The 16,780-nt window shown below is 66.0% G+C and carries 19 protein-coding genes; 10 read left to right on the forward strand and 9 right to left on the reverse strand.

Annotation, left to right across the window (positions count from 1 at the left end):
* The first annotated feature begins 105 nt into the window (after window positions 1-105).
* From ACFWIX_RS01850 to ACFWIX_RS01865, 4 genes are all read left to right on the forward strand, one after another.
* Entirely contained in the window at window positions 106-1,092 is a 987-nt protein-coding gene (locus ACFWIX_RS01850; protein WP_377214403.1) for a metal ABC transporter substrate-binding protein, read from the forward strand.
* Window positions 1,089-1,850, forward strand: a complete 762-nt coding sequence (locus tag ACFWIX_RS01855) for a metal ABC transporter ATP-binding protein (protein ID WP_377214404.1) — start codon at window positions 1,089-1,091, stop codon at window positions 1,848-1,850. The genes ACFWIX_RS01850 and ACFWIX_RS01855 overlap by 4 nt, the downstream gene beginning before the upstream one ends.
* Window positions 1,850-2,722, forward strand: coding sequence for a metal ABC transporter permease (locus tag ACFWIX_RS01860; RefSeq protein WP_377214405.1), 873 nt, complete (start codon window positions 1,850-1,852; stop codon window positions 2,720-2,722). Before ACFWIX_RS01855 ends, ACFWIX_RS01860 begins: the two co-directional genes overlap by 1 nt.
* A 189-nt stretch (window positions 2,723-2,911) precedes the next feature.
* Window positions 2,912-4,375, forward strand: a complete 1,464-nt coding sequence (locus ACFWIX_RS01865) for an amino acid permease (RefSeq protein WP_377214916.1) — start codon at window positions 2,912-2,914, stop codon at window positions 4,373-4,375.
* A 79-nt stretch (window positions 4,376-4,454) separates the two neighbouring features.
* Here the strand turns inward: ACFWIX_RS01865 and ACFWIX_RS01870 are convergent, their stop codons facing one another.
* Entirely contained in the window at window positions 4,455-5,009 is a 555-nt protein-coding gene (locus ACFWIX_RS01870; protein ID WP_377214406.1) for a YceI family protein, read from the reverse strand.
* Window positions 5,010-5,273: 264 nt separating this feature from the next.
* Window positions 5,274-5,450, reverse strand: a complete 177-nt coding sequence (locus ACFWIX_RS01875; protein WP_377214407.1) for a CsbD family protein — start codon at window positions 5,448-5,450, stop codon at window positions 5,274-5,276.
* A 110-nt stretch (window positions 5,451-5,560) separates the two neighbouring features.
* On the opposite strand from ACFWIX_RS01875, the gene ACFWIX_RS01880 reads away from it, so the two are divergent.
* The 4 genes from ACFWIX_RS01880 to ACFWIX_RS01895 all read left to right on the forward strand — a co-directional run bounded on the left by ACFWIX_RS01880 (window position 5,561) and on the right by ACFWIX_RS01895 (window position 9,032).
* Window positions 5,561-6,019: an SRPBCC family protein gene (locus ACFWIX_RS01880; protein ID WP_377214408.1), complete on the forward strand. Its 459-nt coding sequence runs from the start codon at window positions 5,561-5,563 to the stop codon at window positions 6,017-6,019.
* A gap of 126 nt (window positions 6,020-6,145) precedes the next feature.
* Complete coding sequence (locus tag ACFWIX_RS01885; protein ID WP_377214409.1) at window positions 6,146-7,372, forward strand: thiolase family protein; 1,227 nt, start codon at window positions 6,146-6,148, stop codon at window positions 7,370-7,372.
* Window positions 7,372-8,154: an enoyl-CoA hydratase/isomerase family protein gene (locus tag ACFWIX_RS01890; protein ID WP_377214410.1), complete on the forward strand. Its 783-nt coding sequence runs from the start codon at window positions 7,372-7,374 to the stop codon at window positions 8,152-8,154. The genes ACFWIX_RS01885 and ACFWIX_RS01890 overlap by 1 nt, the downstream gene beginning before the upstream one ends.
* On the forward strand, window positions 8,151-9,032 hold the full coding sequence (locus ACFWIX_RS01895) for a 3-hydroxyacyl-CoA dehydrogenase family protein (protein ID WP_377214411.1): 882 nt from the start codon (window positions 8,151-8,153) through the stop codon (window positions 9,030-9,032). Before ACFWIX_RS01890 ends, ACFWIX_RS01895 begins: the two co-directional genes overlap by 4 nt.
* Here ACFWIX_RS01895 and ACFWIX_RS01900 read toward each other — a convergent pair.
* The 3 genes from ACFWIX_RS01900 to ACFWIX_RS01910 form a co-directional block, all read right to left on the reverse strand.
* Window positions 9,029-9,262: a DUF6480 family protein gene (locus ACFWIX_RS01900; RefSeq protein ID WP_377214412.1), complete on the reverse strand. Its 234-nt coding sequence runs from the start codon at window positions 9,260-9,262 to the stop codon at window positions 9,029-9,031. The genes ACFWIX_RS01895 and ACFWIX_RS01900 overlap by 4 nt on opposite strands.
* A gap of 73 nt (window positions 9,263-9,335) precedes the next feature.
* Window positions 9,336-10,217 carry an SGNH/GDSL hydrolase family protein gene (locus ACFWIX_RS01905; protein ID WP_377214413.1) on the reverse strand — a complete coding sequence of 294 codons (882 nt, stop codon included), beginning with the start codon at window positions 10,215-10,217 and terminating at the stop codon, window positions 9,336-9,338.
* Window positions 10,218-10,305: 88 nt separating this feature from the next.
* Window positions 10,306-10,737, reverse strand: a complete 432-nt coding sequence (locus ACFWIX_RS01910) for a PaaI family thioesterase (RefSeq protein WP_377214414.1) — start codon at window positions 10,735-10,737, stop codon at window positions 10,306-10,308.
* A 150-nt stretch (window positions 10,738-10,887) separates the two neighbouring features.
* On the opposite strand from ACFWIX_RS01910, the gene paaZ reads away from it, so the two are divergent.
* Both paaZ and ACFWIX_RS01920 read left to right on the forward strand, forming a co-directional pair.
* Window positions 10,888-12,999 carry a phenylacetic acid degradation bifunctional protein PaaZ gene (paaZ, locus tag ACFWIX_RS01915; protein ID WP_377214415.1) on the forward strand — a complete coding sequence of 704 codons (2,112 nt, stop codon included), beginning with the start codon at window positions 10,888-10,890 and terminating at the stop codon, window positions 12,997-12,999.
* 131 nt (window positions 13,000-13,130) lie between these two features.
* Window positions 13,131-13,538, forward strand: coding sequence for a VOC family protein (locus ACFWIX_RS01920; RefSeq protein WP_377214416.1), 408 nt, complete (start codon window positions 13,131-13,133; stop codon window positions 13,536-13,538).
* Between the two features lie 94 nt (window positions 13,539-13,632).
* On the opposite strand, the gene ACFWIX_RS01925 is transcribed toward ACFWIX_RS01920, so the two are convergent.
* The 4 genes from ACFWIX_RS01925 to ACFWIX_RS01940 all read right to left on the reverse strand — a co-directional run bounded on the left by ACFWIX_RS01925 (window position 13,633) and on the right by ACFWIX_RS01940 (window position 16,753).
* Window positions 13,633-13,938, reverse strand: coding sequence for a hypothetical protein (locus ACFWIX_RS01925; protein ID WP_377214417.1), 306 nt, complete (start codon window positions 13,936-13,938; stop codon window positions 13,633-13,635).
* Between the two features lie 293 nt (window positions 13,939-14,231).
* A complete protein-coding gene (locus ACFWIX_RS01930; protein WP_377214418.1) occupies window positions 14,232-14,858 on the reverse strand; it encodes a TetR/AcrR family transcriptional regulator in 627 nt (208 codons plus the stop codon).
* 31 nt (window positions 14,859-14,889) lie between these two features.
* A complete protein-coding gene (gene paaK / locus ACFWIX_RS01935; protein ID WP_377214419.1) occupies window positions 14,890-16,263 on the reverse strand; it encodes a phenylacetate--CoA ligase PaaK in 1,374 nt (457 codons plus the stop codon).
* A gap of 7 nt (window positions 16,264-16,270) precedes the next feature.
* Window positions 16,271-16,753: a hotdog fold thioesterase gene (locus tag ACFWIX_RS01940; RefSeq protein ID WP_377214420.1), complete on the reverse strand. Its 483-nt coding sequence runs from the start codon at window positions 16,751-16,753 to the stop codon at window positions 16,271-16,273.
* Window positions 16,754-16,780: the final 27 nt, after the last annotated feature.

Consider the following 16,780-nt stretch of genomic DNA (forward strand, 5'->3'; position numbering starts at 1 on the left):
CGCGCTAAGTGCCGTTTTGAGGGTCCAAAGCGGCACTTGGCGCTACCTGGTTGGGAGGCGGTGGAGCGTTGCAGGGCGAATCGGACATCCACTAGAATATTCGGTATGCCTAAAAATTTGTTTCGGTGCGCCAAAGTAGCTGCTCCGAATCCTGCGCCCCACGCTCGCCCTCGTCCGAGGGTTCTCCTGCGCGCCGCAGCCGCTGCCGCCGTCGCGCTTTCCCTCTTCCTCACCGCCTGCGGCGGGGGCCCCGAGGTGGGCGGGAGCGGCAAGCCGGTGGTCCTCACCACCTTCACCGTGCTGGCCGACGTCGCCCGTAACGTTGCGGGGGACAAGCTGACGGTGGAATCGATCACCAAGGTGGGCGCGGAAATCCACGGCTACGAACCTACCCCCGGCGACATCCGGAAGGCTTCCAAGGCTGACCTGATCCTGGACAACGGGCTGAACCTGGAAGCCTGGTTCGCCCAGTTCGTGGAGGGCCTGGACGTGCCCCACGCGGTGGTCAGCGATGGTGTGGAAGTGATGGACATCAGCGAGGACTCTTACGAGGGCAAGCCGAACCCGCACGCGTGGATGTCGCCGCTGAACGTGCAGATCTACGTGGACAACATGGTCAAGGCGTTCTCCGACCTGGACCCGGAGAATGCGGATACCTTCAAAGCCAACGGGGAGGCATACAAGGCCGAGCTGCAGGCTGTGCAGGACCAGTTGACCACCAGGCTCTCGGCCCTGCCCAAAGCGCAGCGCGCACTGGTCACCTGTGAGGGTGCCTTCTCCTACCTGGCGCGGGACGCCGGGCTCAAAGAGGTGTATATCTGGGCTGTGAACGCCGAGCAGCAGGCTACGCCGCAGCAGATCGCCCGAGCCATTGAATACGTCAAGGCGCACCGGGTTCCGGCCGTCTTCTGTGAGTCCACGGTTTCCGACGCGCCCATGCAGCAGGTAGTGGGCGCCACCGACGCGGCATTCGGCGGCACGCTCTACGTCGACTCGCTGTCCGAAGCGGACGGGCCCGTTCCCACCTATCTCGACCTCATCCGCCATGATGCGGACGTAATCGTCCGGGCACTGACCGGGGCGGCATCATGACCTCCCCCGCCATCCTGGTCGACCGCGTCACCGTCCATTACGGCGATGTCCTGGCGCTGGACTCGGCATCGCTCTCCCTGGAACCGGCGCGGGTCTGCGGGCTGGTGGGGATGAACGGCTCCGGCAAGTCCACTCTCTTCAAGGCCATCATGGGAATGGTGAAGCCCGACGCCGGCACGGTCCGGATCCACGGACAGCCGCCCTCCGCGGCGCGCAGGGAAGGGGGGATCGGCTACGTGCCGCAGAGCGAGGACGTGGACTGGCAGTTCCCGCTGTCCGTCCGGGACGTGGTGATGATGGGCCGATACGGGCATCAGGGCTTCACCCGCCGCGCGTCCAAGGCGGACCGGGAGGCGGTGGACGACGCGTTGGAGCGGGTGGAACTGCAGGACTTTGCAGGGCGGCAGATCGGGCAGCTCTCCGGCGGCCAGAAGAAGCGCGCCTTCGTGGCCCGCGGGATCGCCCAGGGCGCCACGACCATGCTGTTGGACGAACCCTTCGCCGGCGTGGACAAGCGCTCCGAAGCCACCATCACCCGGCTGCTGCGCGAGCTTGCGGCGGACGGCTGCACCATCCTGGTGTCCACCCACGACCTCCATGCACTGCCGCGGCTGTGCGACGAGGCGGTGCTGCTGATGCACCGGGTCCTCATGCACGGCCCGCCCGAAGAGGTGCTCCAGCCCGAAAACCTCGCCATGGCGTTTGGACTTGATGTCCTGGACCAGGAAGCCCACCGCACGGAAGGTCGGACTGCCTGATGGAACTGCTCCTGGAACCACTTGGCTACGACTTTATGGTCCGGGCCCTGCTGACCACGGTGCTTGCCGCCGTTGTCTCCGCTGTCCTGAGTTGCTGGCTGGTGCTGATCGGCTGGTCCCTGATGGGCGACGCTGTGTCCCATGCGGTCCTCCCCGGCGTAGTCCTCGCCTACATTGTGGGCGCACCGTTCGCGCTGGGGGCGCTGGTGTTCGCACTGGTGGCCGTGACGCTGATCGGGGTGGTCCGCAATACCTCCAGGGTCAAGGAGGACGCTGCGATTGGGATCGTGTTCTCCTCGTTGTTCGCGCTGGGCCTGGTGCTGATCTCCGTCACGCCAAGCCAGACGGACCTGAACCACATCATCTTCGGCAACCTGCTGGGCGTGAGCGTCCCGGACCTCATCCAGGTGCTGGTGCTGGGTGCTGTGGCCCTGGTCATCCTCATCCTGAAGCGCCGCGACCTCACCCTGTATGCGTTCGACCCCACGCACGCACACGCCATCGGGCTCTCGCCCCGGCGGCTTGGTGCGCTCCTGCTGGGCCTGCTGGCGCTCACCTCCGTAGTGGCACTGCAGACCGTGGGCGTGGTGCTGGTGGTGGCCATGCTGATTATTCCCGGTGCCACGGCATATCTGCTGACGCACAGGTTCTCAGGGATGCTGCTGATCGCGCCCTCGATTTCCGCAGTGTGTTCGGTGGCGGGCATTTATCTCAGCTACTACCTGGATACCGCATCCGGCGCCATGGTGGTGCTCGCGCAGGGCACGGTGTTCGCGCTGGTGTACCTTTTCAGCCCCCGCCAGGGGCTGATCGGGACCCGGATTGCCAAAGCGAAGCGGCGCCGGCAGGCGGTTCCGGCACGCGCCGCGTGAGCCCAGCCACCGCAGGCTGTAGCCCCGGTCACGGTGGCATACGAAATTTCTTGTAGGATGGATAGGCCGCTCGAGCTTCGGCGGTGTGCCCAATTGCGCTTATAAACGGATGCCTCACGAGCAAAATTCCGAATATGTGAGCCAGGTCATACTATCACCGAATGCGGCGAAAATCCCAACCCACAAGGAATAGTTGTGTCCCAAACTCCAACAGAACTCAAGAACGCCGCGGCGCCATCCACAGCCCTCGATTCTTCCCTCAGCGCTGAGGGCTACGCGAAGGCCCTGAGCGGCCGCCAGGTCACCATGATCGCCATGGGCGGCGCAATCGGCGTCGGACTCTTCATGGGTGCAGGCGGCCGGCTGGCCTCCACCGGCCCCGCGCTGATCTTCTCCTACGCCATTGCGGGCGTCATCGCCTACCTCCTGATGCGCGCCCTCGGCGAGCTCATCATGTACCGCCAGACCTCCGGGTCCTTCGTCAGCTACGCCGGCGAAATGTTCGGCAAGAAGGGCGCGTACCTGTCGGGCTGGATGTACTTCATCAACTGGGCCATGACCGGCATCGCCGAGCTCATCGCCATCGGCCTGTACTTCCAGTTCTTCTTCCCCAACGTGCCGGTTGAAATGTCTGCGATCGCGGCGCTGCTCCTCCTGGTGGGCGTGAACCTCCTGAGTGTCAAGGCGTTTGGCGAGTTCGAATTCTGGGCCTCCTGCCTCAAGGTGGGCGCCATCGTCATCTTCCTGGCCGTGGGTAGCTTCATGGTCATCACCAACGCCCAGGTGGGTGACGGCAACGCCTCGGTGGCCAACCTCTTCGCTGCCGAAGGCGGCATGTTCCCCAAGGGCGCACTGGTCATGATCCTGGTGCTCAATGCGGTGATCTTCGCCTACAACGGCATCGAGCTCGTCGGCATCACCGCCGGCGAAATGCAGGATCCGGCGAAGGAAGTGCCCAAGGCGATCCGCGCCGTCGTGCTCCGCATTGTGGTGTTCTACGTTGGTTCCGTCACCCTGCTGGCGATGCTGCTGCCCTCTGACCAGTACGTGGCCGGCACCTCGCCGTTCGTCACCGTGTTCGGCCAGATGGGCCTGGCGTGGATGGGTGATGTCATGAACATGATCGTCATCACCGCCGCGCTCTCCTCCTGCAACTCGGGCCTGTACTCGATCGGCCGGATCTTCCGCACCATGGCCAATAACGGCCACGCGCCGGTATGGCTGACCCGCATGTCCAAGAACCACGTGCCGTATGCCGCCATCCTGGCCATCGGCGCTGTGTACCTGGTGGGCATCATGCTGAACATCTGGCTGGGCGGTTCCCACGCGTTCGATCTCGCCCTCAACTCCGCGTCGATCGGCGTGATCTTCACCTGGGGTGCCATCTTCGCGAGCCAGATCGCGCTGCGCACCAAGAAGGGCAAGGTTTCTGCCCTGCCCGCACCGGGCGGTGTGTGGAGCAGTTGGGTGGGCCTGGCCTCCCTGCTGGTGATCACCATCCTGATCGGGTTCGACACGATGACCAGCAAGTCCGGCGAGGTCTTCCACCTCGGCCTCTGGACCCTGGCCACCATTCCGCTGTTCTCGCTGCTGCTGTGGCTGGGCTGGCAGAAGGTCAGGAACAACGAACCGAAGTCGGAGCTGTTCAGCTAACGCTTTCGGCAATGACGACGAACGGCGGGCCGCCCTTCCCGGGTGGCCCGCCGTTGGCGTTTGTACAGGTTGGCGGTGGCTAGGATTCGACCTTGATCGCGGAGATTTCAAACTCGAGCGTGATCTTGTCCGAGACCATGAGCCCGCCGGAGTCCAGTGCGGTGTTCCACCGGACGCCGAACTGCTGGCGGTCGATCCGGCGCGAACCCTCGAAACCGGCGCGCAGGGAACCGAAGGCGTCCCGCTCCACACCGAGGAATTCGATGGGGAGGCTGACTTCCTGAGTGACGCCGCGGATGGTCAGGTCGCCGCTGACGATGAAGTTGCCCTCTTCGATCTGGTCCACCCGGTTGCTCTCGAACGTGATTTCGGGGTGGGTGGGCGCATCGAAGAAATCATTGGTCCGGAGGTGCTCGTCGCGCTGGGCGTTACGCGTGTCGATGCTGTCTACCTTGACGGTGACCTTCGCCGACGACTTAAGGGGATTCTCGGCGTCGGCCATGATGGTTCCGTCGATCTCATTGAAGGCGCCGCGGACCTTGGTGACCATGGCGTGGCGGGTGGAAAACCCGATGCGCGAGTGGTCGGGGTCGATGCGCCATTCCCCGGAGAGGGCGGGTGTGAGTTCCGGCATGCGGAGGGCCTCCTGTAGCTGTTGCCAGGCACCGTCAAGGGGGAGTGGCGGGTGCTTGGGCGTTTTGCCCTGCGGCCGCGGATCATCGCTGCTCAGGGCTTGGGTGTAGGGAAGATCCTACCTTCCATGCCCGTTCCGTGCCGGATGCGCGGTGTCCCGGGCGGAGCCCCTCCTGCCGCCCTGCCAACGAAAATCGGCGGGCACCCCCGCAGGGGTGCCCGCCGTGCTGCCTTCATAGCGGCCGCAGCCGCTGGCGGGAAGGCCTTAGTCTCGTTTGAACTCGTCCTTGACGTCCTCGCCGATCTTCTTGGCGTCCGCCTTGACCTGGTCGGCCTGGCCCTCTGCCCTCAGGCGGTCGTTGTCCGTTGCGTTGCCAGCAGCTTCCTTGGCCTTGCCGCCGAGGTCTTCTGCTTCGTTACCGATCTTGTCTCCGAGGCCCATGGTGGTGGCCTCCTTTCGTTTCCGGTGATCAAACAATGCGGTTTCACCATAACACGAAGCTTGCTTACTATTTCAAGCCCGCCAGGCGGAATCAGACTAGGCTCAAAGCTATGGAACATGCCACCACCCTCACCCAGCACATTCAGGCGTCGCCGGAGAGCGTATGGGCCGTGATCACCGACATTCCAGGCTCCGCCGCGACGCTCAGCGGTGTGGAATCGGTGCAGCTGCTCACCGATGGCCCCTACGGCGAGGGCACTCGCTGGCGCGAGACCCGGAGAATGTTCGGCCGTTCTGAAACCATGGAGATGTGGGTGGCATCGGCGGAACCCGCCCGCAGTACGGTGGTCAAGGCTGTGCAGGGCGGCGCCGATTACACCACCCGGTTCAGCCTGTCCCCGCGCGACGGCGGCACCGACCTGACGCTGACCTTCGGGGCGGAGATCATTAAGCCCACTGCCGCCAGCCGCATCCTGATGGCACTCTTCGGCAAGCTGGGCATGGCCGCAACGCGCAAGGCGCTGGCCAGGGACCTGGCGGACATAGCGGCCAAGGCCGAATCAGCCTAGCCTGCGGCCGGGGTGTCTTGCGGCGGCGGGGCGTGTACTATTTACAGAACGAACGGTCGGTAAGTGGGTCATGCCCGCGGTGCCGCCCGCCGAGACAGTGCTGTTGATCGCGTGAAGGGTGTTTCCATGGCTGCAACCGCAGGGCCGCAGGCTTTCCTTGTTGGCGGAGTACGTACTCCGGTGGGCCGGTACGGAGGGGCGCTCTCGTCCGTCCGACCCGATGACCTCGCCGCCCTGGTGGTCCGCGAGGCCGTCACCCGGGCAGGGCTGGATCCGGACAGCATCGACGAGGTGGTCCTCGGAAACGCCAACGGAGCCGGCGAGGAAAACCGCAACGTCGCCCGCATGGCCATCCTTCTTGCCGGACTTCCCCTCCACATCCCGGGTATCACCGTGAACCGGCTGTGTGCCTCCGGCCTCAGCGCCATCATCCAGGCCAGCCAGATGATCAAGGCAGGCGCCGCGGACATCGTCATCGCCGGCGGCGTCGAGTCCATGAGCCGCGCGCCTTGGGTCCAGGAAAAGCCCGCCACCGCCTTCGCCAAGCCCGGCCAGATCTTCGACACCTCCATCGGCTGGCGCTTCGTCAACCCGAAGTTCCAGAAGGGCGAACTCGCCCGCGACGGCAAGATGACCTACTCCATGCCGGAAACCGCCGAGGAGGTGGCACGGGTGGACAACATCTCCCGCGAGGATGCCGACGCGTTCGCCGTCCGCTCCCACGAGCGTGCGCTGGCGGCCATCGAAGCCGGACGCTTCAGGGACGAGATCGTCCCCGTGACCGTGAAGACCCGGAAGTCCGAGACCCTGGTGGACACCGACGAAGGTCCGCGCCAGGGCACCACCATGGACGTCCTCGCCGGGCTCCGCCCCGTCATTCCGGGCGGCTCCGTAGTTACCGCAGGCAATTCGTCCACCCTGAACGACGGCGCCTCGGCGATTATCGTCGCCTCCGAAGCTGCCATCGAGCGACTGGGCCTGGTGCCGCGGGCCCGCATCATCGACGGTGCCTCCGCCGGCTGCGAGCCCGAAATCATGGGTATCGGCCCGGTTCCGGCCACGCAGAAAGTGCTCAAGCGGAGCGGCTACAGCGTTGGCGACCTTGCCGCCGTCGAACTTAACGAAGCTTTCGCCACCCAGTCGCTGGCGAGCATGCGGCGCCTGGGCCTGGATCCGGAGATCGTGAATAACGACGGCGGCGCGATCGCCCTGGGGCACCCGCTGGGTTCCAGCGGGGCCCGGATCGCGATCACGCTGCTGGGGCGGATGGAGCGCGAGGATGCCCGCATCGGCCTGGCCACCATGTGCATCGGCGTGGGCCAGGGCACGGCCATGCTGTTGGAGAAGGTCTGATGGCCGGCGCCGTGGACCTGGCCGCGGAAAAGTTTGAGGCGCTGCTGGTCGAAGAGCGCCCGGACCGGGTGGTGGTGCTGCTGAACCGCCCGCAGGTGCGCAACGCGATCGACCAGCAGATGGTGGATGAACTCCATACTGTTTGCGCCGCGCTGGAGCAGGACCCGAAGGTCCTGATCATCGCCGGTGTTGAAGGGGTCTTCGCCTCGGGCGCGGACATCGCCCAGCTCCGCGAACGCCGGCGCGATGACGCGCTGCAGGGAATCAACTCCACCATCTTCGTGCGGATCGCGAAGCTGCCCATGCCCGTGATCGCGGCCCTGGACGGCTACTGTCTCGGCGGCGGCGCCGAGCTGGCCTACGCCGCGGACTTCCGGATCGGCACGCCCTCGGTCAAGATCGGCAACCCCGAGACCGGCCTGGGCATCCTGGCCGCGGCAGGCGCGAGCTGGCGGCTCAAGGAACTTGTGGGGGAGCCGGTGGCCAAGCAGATCCTGCTGGCCGGCCGGATCCTCGGCGCCGAGGATGCCCTCGCGGTCAACCTCATCACCGAAATCCATGACGCGGACGGACTCATGGCCGCTGCCCATAGCCTGGCCGACCGGATTGGCCGGCAGGACCCGCTGGCCGTGCGGATTACCAAGTCCGTGTTCCACGCCCCCGCGGAGGCCCACCCGCTGATCGACCAGCTGGCCCAGGGAATCCTTTTTGAGTCCCAGGCCAAGTTCGACCGCATGCAGGCGTTCCTGGACAAGAAATCACAGAAGAAGGACCAGCAATGACCAACTCGGAATTCCCCGCAGGCCTGCCCCACGCCGTCGGCGTCCTCGGCGGCGGCCGGATGGGGGCCGGCATCGCGCATGCGTTCCTCATCAAGGGCGCGGCGGTGCTGGTAGTGGAACGCGACGAGCAGTCCGCCGAAGCCGCACGCGAGCGGGTGGAGTCCGCCGCTGCCAGAAGCATCGAGCGCGGCGCCACGGATGCCAACCTCGACGAGATGGTGTCCCGGCTGGCCGTCGGCGTGGACTACGACGCCTTCAAGGACCGGCAGCTGGTCGTGGAAGCCGTTCCCGAGGACTGGGACCTGAAGGTCGCCTCGCTGCGCGGCATCGAGGAGCGGCTGGCCGCGGATGCGTACCTGGCCTCCAACACCTCGTCGCTGTCCGTCAACGGCCTCGCCGCGGAACTGGCCCGGCCGCAGAACTTCCTGGGCCTGCACTTCTTCAACCCAGTCCCCGCGTCCACCCTAATCGAGGTGGTGCTGGGCGAGCGCACGTCTCCCGAACTCGCTGCCGCGGCAAAGGGGTGGGTCGGGGCGCTCGGCAAGACCGCCGTCGTCGTCAATGACGCTCCCGGCTTTGCCTCCTCGCGACTTGGCGTTGCCATTGCGCTGGAGGCGATGCGGATGGTGGAGGAAGGCGTGGCATCCGCCGAGGACATCGACAACGCCATGGTGCTGGGCTACAAACACCCCACCGGGCCACTGAAGACCACCGATATCGTAGGGCTGGATGTCCGCCTCGGTATCGCTGAATACCTGCACTCCACCCTGGGCGAGCGGTTCGCCCCGCCGCAGATCCTGAGGGACAAGGTGGCCCGAGGCGAACTCGGGCGCAAAACCGGCAAGGGGTTCTTCGACTGGCCGGCGGCCGGCAGCTAGCCGAACAGCCCCACGATGTAGCCGATAAAGAACAGCAGGAACAACAGCACTCCGCCGCCGATGGCGGCTATCCAGAACACCTGCTGGCCCTTCCCGGAACCGGGCTGGCGCGGCTCCTGGGTGCCCGCCACAGAGCCTTCACCCGGGGGTGTTTCGCCCGGCGGCACTCCGCCGCCGGGTTCCAGGCCGGTAATCTTGTCGTCGTCCGGGTCCGGGTTGGTACCTGACATCTGAACTCCCTTGGCTCGCGCTGCTGGTGTTGTGCCCAGCGTAGCCGGGGATGGCGTTCCCTCCTAGGACCGGCTACGCCCGGGCCAGCTGCTTCAGGCTGACTGAGGCCAGCAGTGCGTCTGCATACCCGTTATGTCCCGCCACGTTCGGATGGAAATTTCGGGGATCGAACAGGTTTCCGCTGTCGAGGAAGATCCACGGATCCGCTGAGTTGACGGCGTGGCCTGCAAACCGGGCTGTGACGTCGACGTATTGGACCTGCGTGCCGAACAGGTTCTTGGCGGTTGCCGCAGCGGACGCGATGGTCAGGTTGAGCCCGGCCGTTCCGCTGTTGACCAGGGTTTGTGCCGCCGGAGAAATGAGCGGCGCCCTCGATGCATCAAAAAGCATCGGGTAGCCCAGCACCGCGATCCTTGCCCGGGGTGCGTAGCTCTGGATGGCGGCGAAGGTTTGGACCAGGTTGGCGTGGACGGCGGGGAGGGCAGCCGCCGCAGCGGAAGTGGCAGCGGTGCAGGCCTCCGGAGTTGAGGTGGCGCAGGCGTAGAGGATGGTGCTGACCCCGATGTCGTTGGCGCCGGCGGTGACGCTGACCAGCTCGGTGTCCCTGGAGAGCCGGCCGCTCGCCACCAGGCCGCCGAGCTGGGCCTGGACGCTGGTAACGCCGTTCGACGAATCCACGAGCAGTGCGCCGTGGCAGGCCGCGTTTCCGGCGAGGGAAACCGGGTCCACGGCGTCGAGAAGGTCGACGTAGCCGCCGGCCGTCTGCGTGCACGGCGCCGACGGGACAAAGGCGCCCGCACCCGTCCCTGCTGTATAGGAATCGCCGAGGGCCACATAATCCACGTCCTTCGGCGGGGGTGCCGCTTCCGCCGGAATGGCCGTGGAGCCAAGTGCCATGGCCAGGATGGCGAGGAAGGCCGCTAAGGCCGGGCGCCGCCGTCGTACGTTGTCCATCGGGTTCTCCTTTGACGTCTGGGGGGACAAGGGGGTGTCCGATGTAGGCTACGCCTGCCCGGCGCGGCCGTCACGAGTACTAAGTACCCTACTTTTTGGGCGTGCGCCTCTCCATCAGGAGGTTGGTGATGCGGAGCGTGCAGAGGCGCTGGCCGGCTTCGTTGGTGATGAGCACCTCGTGCGTGGTGAGGGTGCCGCCCAGGTGGATGGGGGTGGCGGTGATGGTGATCTGGCCTTCGCGCGCGGACCGGTGGTGGGTGGCCGAAACGTCCACGCCCACGGCGGTCTTGCCGAGGGTGCTGGCGTGGATGACGGCGGCCCAGGAGCCCACTGCCTCGCCCACGGCGAGGGACGCCCCGCCGTGCAGCAGGCCGAACGACTGCCGGTTCCCCGCCACCGGCATGGTGGCCACCACCCGCTGGACGGATTCCTCGACGATCTTCACGCCCATCTTCTCGTCGAGCTCGCCGAGGGTAATTTTCCACAGCTCGGCGTCTGTGGGGGAGTGGTGCGCGGTCATGGGTTCTCCTCGGCCTTGGCGGAACGTCCGGTGTGCGAATTCCTAGTGTGCACCACGGCGCATTCATGTACTGTAGATATATTACCGAACGGCCGGTCAGTAATGATCGTCCGTCTTCGTCTGCCCCCATGTTGGAAGGACCCGTCAACGATGACCACCACTGCCACAGCTCCCCAGGCCACGGTCGACACCGTCGAGACCGTCCCCAGTTTCGTCCAGGACCGCTGGTGGACGCCCGACGCCGGTTCGGCAGCTTCCGCTGTCCCCGTCCGTGACGCCAGCACGGGTGAGCTCCTGGCCCGGGTCAGCACGGAAGGCCTGGACCTTGCCGCCGTTGTAGAGCACGGCCGCACCGTCGGCCAGGCCGAACTTGGCAAGCTGACCTTCCACCAGCGCGCGCTCAAACTCAAGGAGCTGGCGCAGTACCTCAACGCCCGCCGCGAGCACTTCTACGCTTTTTCGGCGCAGACCGGCGCCACCAAGATCGATTCCATGATCGACATCGACGGCGGCATCGGCGTCCTCTTCACCTTCGGCTCCAAGGGCCGCCGCGAGCTCCCTAATGCGCAGGTGGTGGTGGACGGCCCCATGGAGGTCCTGTCCAAGGACGGTTCGTTCGCCGGCGAGCACATCTACACGCGCATCCCCGGCGTTGCCGTACAGATCAACGCGTTCAACTTCCCGGTCTGGGGCATGCTCGAGAAGCTGGCGCCCGCCTTCATCGCCGGCGTCCCCACCATCGTCAAGCCCGCCACCCCCACCGGCTACGTTGCCGCCGCTGTGGTGAAGGCCATCATCGAATCCAACATCCTGCCGAAGGGCTCGCTGCAGCTGGTCTCCGGCTCCGTTCGTGGCCTGCTGGACGTCCTGGACTACCGCGACCTCGTGGCCTTCACCGGCTCCGCGTCCACCGCGCAGTCGCTGAAGTCGCACCGCAACGTGGTGGAGGGCGGTGTCCGCTTCACCTCCGAGACCGACTCCCTGAACGCCGCCATCCTTGGCCCGGACGCGGTCGAAGGGACGCCGGAGTTCGACGCCTTCGTGAAGTCGGTTGTCACGGAAATGACGGCCAAGGCCGGGCAGAAATGCACCGCCATCCGCCGCGCCATCGTGCCGCAGGAGCTCGTCCCGGCCGTGTCCGCGGCCATCGGCAAGCGGATCTCCGAGCGCGTTGTCCTGGGCGATCCGCGGGCCGAGGGCGTCACCATGGGCGCGCTCGCCTCGGTGGAGCAGCTTAACGATGTCCGCGCGGCCGTGCAATCCATGCTCGACGCCGGCGGTGAGCTTGCGTACGGAACGCTCGATTCGCCGTCGGTCACCTCCGCTGACGGTGCCACGGGCGTTGTGGAGGAAGGCGCCTTTATGTCCCCGGTGGTACTGAACTGGCAGGACCCCGAGGCGGAAGCGATCCACTCGCTGGAGGCCTTCGGGCCGGTTTCATCGGTGATCGGCTACGAGGACCTTTCCGACGCCGTCCGCCTCGCCGCCCGGGGCGGCGGCTCCCTGGTGGCGTCCGTGTGCACGAACGACCCAGATGTGGCGCGTGAACTGGTCACCGGCATCGCAGCGCACCACGGCCGCGTGCTGATGCTCAACCGCGAGGACGCCCGCACCTCCACCGGCCACGGCTCACCCGTGCCGCACCTGGTCCATGGCGGCCCCGGGCGTGCCGGCGGCGGTGAAGAGCTCGGCGGCATCCGCTCCGTCATGCACCACATGCAGCGCACCGCCATCCAGGGTTCGCCCAACATGCTCACCGCCGTTACCGGCATCTGGCACACCGGGGCGGACCGAAACTTCACTGTGGAAACCGAGGGCACGCACCCGTTCCGGAAGCACCTGTCCACGCTCCGCATCGGCGACGCCGTCCGGTCCGAGCTGCGCCAGGTGACCCTGGAGGACATCACAGCGTTCGCCAACTCGACCGGAGACACCTTCTACGCCCACACCAACCAGGAAGCGGCGGAAGCCAACCCGTTCTTCCCGGGCATCGTGGCGCACGGGTACCTGCTGCTCAGCTGGGCCGCGGGGCTGTTCGTGGAGCCCGCTCCGGGCCCCGTCCTGGCCAACTACGGGCTGGAGAACCTGCGGTTCATCACGCCGGTGGCCGCGGGCGACTCCATCCGGGTCACGCTCACCGCCAAGAAGATCACCCCGCGCGAGACGGATGAGTACGGCGAGGTCTCTTGGGATGCCGTCCTGACCAACCAGAACGACGAAATCGTGGCCACCTACGACGTCCTGACCCTTGTGGAAAAGTAACCCACCCCCGCCCCCCTCGCTCTATCACTTATGGTCCCTAACACCCGGTGTTAGGGACCATAAGTGATAGAGCATCCCGGGGGTTTTTGGGGGCGGACGGGCGTAAAATTTTGCCCGTAGGAGGTGGCCACATGACATTGAGATTGAACACAGCCACTACCATCCTGCCAGTCGATGATGCAGCCCGCGCCCACAGTTTCTACACGGAGAAACTTGGACTCCCGCACCGCGGTATGACAGACGATGGAAGCGAATTGCTCGGCACTGACGGCGGCCCGATGCTGCAGTTGATGCCGGTTACGGACGGCAAGCATTCGGAGCACACGGCTCTCAGCTTCGAGGTGACGGACATTGAACGGACCGTCCGTGAGATGGAAGACAGGGGAGTGCAGTTTCAGGACTACGATCTGCCCGACCTGAGGACTGAAAATCACATCTGCACCACGGACTCCGAGAAGTGCGCCTGGTTCATGGATACCGAGCACAACATCCTCTGCGTCCACGAAACCCTGGGGACGCAGGCGGAGTACCAACTCTGACCGGACGGAGCTGATCCGGGCCGGCAAACCAACAAAATAGCCTAGGGGGTGCCCTGGAAGATTCCAGGGCACCCCCTAGGCGTTTAAGGGATGGTCAGGACTCGGCTCCGGCGTGCAGTCCGTCATCGCTGCTGTCGTCCTCGGGGCCCGTACCGTGGCCGGTGCTGCTCTGGTCAGAGAGGTCCATGTTGCCGCGGGCCTCCTCCATGGTGGGGCCTCCGGACGGAACGCTGTAGGTGTCCGGGCGGAGCCCGTGGGACTGCTCCTCGATCAGCGCCTGCTCTTCGCTGAACCGGATTGCGTTGGCTTCGTCGCCGGCGTCGCCGGGGATGTCCTCGCGCAGCTTGGACGGGTCCGGGACGATGAAGCCTGCGTCTGCGTCTTCCTTGGGGTGGCTCATGTTCTGACCTTCCTATCGGGTGGTTCTACTGGTGGGCCGTTCCGCGAGGTCCGCCTGGATGTCCAGGCTCTGGTCCCCGCGTTTGATCTTGAAGCCTACGGTATCGCCGGGGTTTCGGCCGCGCAGTTCAGCCAGGAGCTTTCCTGCGCCGTCAGCTGCACGCCTTCCCTGGACTCCAGCGGCGGCAACCTCCTGCGTAAGTGGTCTTTGTCCCACCGTAACCGGCAGAGGCATTGATACCAAGTACGCTTAGTATTCTCGTGGGAGAGGACGTAGGAATGCGCCGGTCCGTGCTAGGAGTGCCCGTGCAATCCGTCGAACGCCATGGTGATGACGTCGTCCGCCAGCTTGTCCGGGGACAGCGAACCGCCCGGCTTGTACCACTCGACAATCGAGTTGATCATGCCGAAAAGCAGCCGGGTGACGGTGCGCGGATCGATGTCCTGGCGCAGCGTGCCTTCATCGCGGGCAGCCGAGATCAGGGCGGCGACCTTGTGGTCGAAGGTGCGCCGCCGTTCCAGCGCATCCCGCTCGATCTCCGTGTTGCCGCGCAGGCGCAGCAGCAGCGTGACAAACGGAAGCCGGTCCACCAGGACCGCCACCGTCTGCCGCAGCACAAATTCCAGCCGGGCGTCCGCCGCGCCGGAGGTGGCCTGCGGCTGCTCCAGGATGGACTCCAGTCCGCCCAGTGCGTGGTCCAGGGCGAGCTTGAGCAGGTCGCCCTTGGACGGCACGTGGTGGTAGATCGCGGACTTGGAGATGCCAAGGTTCTCCGCCAGAATGCCCATCGAGGTGGCGTCATAACCGTGCCGGTTAAAGACGTCCACCGCGATGCGGAGCACCGACTGCTGGTCGTAGCCTGGCCGGCCCCGCTTGGTACCCGCGGGGGCGGCGGCTGCTGTGCTTGCTGTGCTGGGCATAGAGGCTAGTTTCTCACGAACGGTCGGTCGTTTATCCCTTGGGGCGCAGGTCGTAAATGCGGCGCAGCTTCCCGTTGGACCGCTCAAGCGATCCCGGATCCACCACGTCCACGGCGCACGAAGAACCCACGTGGATCTTGATCTGCTCCTTCAAAACGCGCGCCGCCGTCGCGCACTGCTCGGGCGTGACGGCGTCCCGCCGCTCGATCCGCACGGTCAGCTGGTCCATCCGCTGGCCTTCGGGGCGGGTCAGCTCGAGCTGGAAGTGCGGGCTCAGTTCGGGGATGCGCAGGGCGATCTCCTCGATCTGGGACGGGAAGAGGTTCACGCCGCGGAGGATGATCATGTCGTCGCTGCGGCCGGTGATGCGGCCCATGCGGCGGTGCGCGGGGCGGGCCGTGCCGGGAAGCAGGCGGGTGAGGTCCTTGGTGCGGTAGCGGATGATGGGCAGCGCTTCCTTGGTGAGCGAGGTGAACACGAGTTCGCCGTGTTCGCCGTCGCGCAGGACGTTCTCCTTGCCCACCACGGGGTTGTAGGCGTCGATGATCTCCGGGCGGAAGTGGTCCTCCCAGATGTGGCTGCCGTCCTGGGTTTCCACCGCTTCTCCGGCAACGCCCGGGCCCATGACCTCGGACAGGCCGTAGATGTCGCAGGCCTTGATATCCATGGTGACCTCGAGCTCGTGCCGCATCTCTTCGGTCCACGGCTCGGCGCCCAGGACCGCGTACTTCAATGAGGTGGAGCGCGGGTCGATGCCCATGTGCGCCATGGCGTCGGCGATGGTCAGCAGGTAGGTGGGCGTGGCCAGGATGGCGTCCGGCTGGAAATCCTGGATCAGCTGGATCTGGCGTTCGGTCTGGCCGCCGGACATCGGGATGACGGTGCAGCCCAGCGCTTCGGCGCCTGCATGGGCGCCCAGGCCGCCGGTGAACAGGCCGTAACCGTAGGCGTTGTGGACCTTCATGCCGGGCCGGACGCCTGAGGCACGGAGGGAGCGGGCCACCAGTTTGGCCCAGTCCGCCAGGTCCTGCTTGGTGTAGCCGACGACGGTGGGCCGGCCTGTGGTGCCCGAGCTGGCGTGGATGCGGGCTACTTCAGCCTGCGGGACGGCGAACATGCCGAAGGGGTACTCCTCGCGGAGGTCCTCCTTGGTGGTGAAGGGGAAGTTGCCCAGGTCGCTGAGTTCCCGGAGGTCGCGCGGGTGGATGCCGGCGTCGTCGAACTTCCGTTTGTACAGGGGGACGCGGTCGTAGGCGTACTGAACGGTGTGCTGCAGGCGGCTCAGCTGGAGCGCTTCGAGCTCGTCGCGGGAGATGGTCTCCTCGCGGTCCAGGACGGCGTCCGAGCCTGTGGCGTCCGCTGACGCGGTGGAGGTGACGGGGGTTTCGGGGGCATGCAGGGACATGGTTTTCCTACTTCTTGGGGATGGTGCGGCTGCGTCCGCGGAACTCGGCGATGAGCTGGCCGTACTGGGGCGCGGAAGGGTCTGCGGAGGAATCAGAAGCCGGGGTGCCGGCGTCGGCGGCGAAAATCTGGATGTCGTACAGTCCGCTGCGGCCCGCGCTGGAGCGCCGGTCCGCCACTGCCGTGAGCACCTGGCCGCGGAAGGCGGGCTTGAGGAAATTGATGTCGACGCCGGAGGCCACGGTGATGCTGTTCTCTTCCCCGGGTGCCGGAACGGCCGGGTTGCATGCGAGGGCGAAGGCCGTATCACCGAAGGCGAAGATCATTCCGCCGTGGGCCATGCCGAAGCCGTTGAGCATCTCCTGCCGGAGGGTCATCCGGATGGTGGCGTGCCCGTCGCTGAGCGCAATGACGTCAATGCCCATCCACTCGGAGGCGTAGTCGTTCTCCAGGATTTGGTGCGGTGGGCCCGAGAGGGTTGTTCCAGCCATGCGTCATTGCCTCCAGCTTTATTTACC

The sequence above is a fragment of the Pseudarthrobacter sp. NPDC058362 genome (genome assembly GCF_042723515.1).
GTDB lineage: Bacteria > Actinomycetota > Actinomycetes > Actinomycetales > Micrococcaceae > Arthrobacter.

Coding starts and splice junctions, on each gene's coding strand:
- ACFWIX_RS01885 (WP_377214409.1), top strand. CDS start 6,146: ATGGCTGCAACCGCAGGGCCGCAGGCTTTCCTTGTTGGCGGAGTACGT.
- ACFWIX_RS01870 (WP_377214406.1), bottom strand. CDS start 5,009: ATGCCGGAACTCACACCCGCCCTCTCCGGGGAATGGCGCATCGACCCC.
- ACFWIX_RS01925 (WP_377214417.1), bottom strand. CDS start 13,938: ATGAGCCACCCCAAGGAAGACGCAGACGCAGGCTTCATCGTCCCGGAC.
- ACFWIX_RS01910 (WP_377214414.1), bottom strand. CDS start 10,737: ATGACCGCGCACCACTCCCCCACAGACGCCGAGCTGTGGAAAATTACC.
- paaK (WP_377214419.1), bottom strand. CDS start 16,263: ATGTCCCTGCATGCCCCCGAAACCCCCGTCACCTCCACCGCGTCAGCG.
- ACFWIX_RS01855 (WP_377214404.1), top strand. CDS start 1,089: ATGACCTCCCCCGCCATCCTGGTCGACCGCGTCACCGTCCATTACGGC.
- ACFWIX_RS01850 (WP_377214403.1), top strand. CDS start 106: ATGCCTAAAAATTTGTTTCGGTGCGCCAAAGTAGCTGCTCCGAATCCT.
- ACFWIX_RS01900 (WP_377214412.1), bottom strand. CDS start 9,262: ATGTCAGGTACCAACCCGGACCCGGACGACGACAAGATTACCGGCCTG.
- ACFWIX_RS01860 (WP_377214405.1), top strand. CDS start 1,850: ATGGAACTGCTCCTGGAACCACTTGGCTACGACTTTATGGTCCGGGCC.
- ACFWIX_RS01905 (WP_377214413.1), bottom strand. CDS start 10,217: ATGGACAACGTACGACGGCGGCGCCCGGCCTTAGCGGCCTTCCTCGCC.
- ACFWIX_RS01875 (WP_377214407.1), bottom strand. CDS start 5,450: ATGGGCCTCGGAGACAAGATCGGTAACGAAGCAGAAGACCTCGGCGGC.
- ACFWIX_RS01895 (WP_377214411.1), top strand. CDS start 8,151: ATGACCAACTCGGAATTCCCCGCAGGCCTGCCCCACGCCGTCGGCGTC.
- ACFWIX_RS01930 (WP_377214418.1), bottom strand. CDS start 14,858: ATGCCCAGCACAGCAAGCACAGCAGCCGCCGCCCCCGCGGGTACCAAG.
- ACFWIX_RS01920 (WP_377214416.1), top strand. CDS start 13,131: ATGACATTGAGATTGAACACAGCCACTACCATCCTGCCAGTCGATGAT.
- ACFWIX_RS01940 (WP_377214420.1), bottom strand. CDS start 16,753: ATGGCTGGAACAACCCTCTCGGGCCCACCGCACCAAATCCTGGAGAAC.
- paaZ (WP_377214415.1), top strand. CDS start 10,888: ATGACCACCACTGCCACAGCTCCCCAGGCCACGGTCGACACCGTCGAG.
- ACFWIX_RS01890 (WP_377214410.1), top strand. CDS start 7,372: ATGGCCGGCGCCGTGGACCTGGCCGCGGAAAAGTTTGAGGCGCTGCTG.
- ACFWIX_RS01880 (WP_377214408.1), top strand. CDS start 5,561: ATGGAACATGCCACCACCCTCACCCAGCACATTCAGGCGTCGCCGGAG.